This window comes from Vibrio sp. Vb1574 (assembly GCF_033338675.1).
This window is the reverse complement of sequence record NZ_JAWOTC010000358.1, coordinates 1-1,144: the sequence shown is the minus strand read 5'-3', so window position 1 is coordinate 1,144 and position 1,144 is coordinate 1. Positions and strand designations below refer to the sequence as shown.

At 47.6% G+C, this 1,144-nt stretch carries 1 pseudogene; it reads right to left on the bottom strand.

Annotation, left to right across the window (positions count from 1 at the left end):
• A pseudogene (vmeK, locus tag R7O12_RS26165) lies at positions 1–1,144 on the bottom strand (multidrug efflux RND transporter permease subunit VmeK); the annotation flags it as partial.

Genomic DNA, 1,144 nt, shown 5'->3' with positions numbered 1-1,144 from the left:
TAGTCCCCTATTTTCAGACCATTCGTGACAAATTGAACTGTATTTCCCACCAAAGTTGCATCGGCAGCAAAACGAGAAGCGTCGTCGCGTCGAATGTCAATTTGCCAGTCAATCCCCTCTTTATTGGTGGTATCACTCAAATTAGTCAGTGCTGGGTTGCTATCAGCCCAAAGCCTAACGAGCTTCGCGGCGTCATCTAGCTCGCCTATACTCCTACTTCGAGAAGAAACTTCAATCACCAAATCATGTTCAACCGGAGGGCCGGCATCCGGGAATTTGTACTCTAACTCAACGCCATAAAATTGGTCGGTGGTAGCTTTTAGCTCTTCAATGATCGTTTTGACTTCACGACGATATTGCCAATCCACAGGAGTTATTTGAATCTGACCGATTTCGTCACCATTATCGCTCGATCCAGTGCGAGTGTAGACACTTTCAAACTCATCATGACCCAGCATGACCTTTTCAATTTCTCGCATTACGATATCTTTCTCATTAATGGAAAGATCCCCGTAAGAGCGTACTTTTACGGTGAAAAATGGCGGATCGCCTTCAGGGAAAAACGCAGCTCCTTACCCCGCTTTACTGTAAGTAAATCCAACACCACCCGCCAGCAATACCGCGCTCAGCAGCACTTTCCAAGGATGTTGAATCGCCACAAACAAGGTTTTGTACTACAGCTTGGTAATTCCTGTCGCTTTCTCAAAGTTTCCGTTGTGCAACGCCACCATTTCTTGTTGGGCTTTAGGATTGATAACCTGAGGTTTACCAATAATGCCGCCAATAACAGGCACAAATAGCAAAGCCATCACCAATGACGCCGCTAACGTCGCGATTAGCGTTAACGGTAAGTACTTCATAAACTCACCGGTAATATCCGGCCAAAAAAGAAGCGGAGCAAATGCCGCCAACGTAGTCGCGGTAGAGGCGGTGATCGGCCATGCCATGCGTTTAGCTGCGTCTCGGTATGCCTCTTTACGCGGCGTGCCTTCTTGCATTCTCCGATCGGCAAACTCAGTGACGACGATTGCACCATCCACCAGCATGCCGACCGCCATGATTAAGGCAAACAGCACCACGATGTTTACGGTAAGACCAAAAACCGAGAGGACTAACAACCCCGTTAAGAAAGAGCCTGGAATAG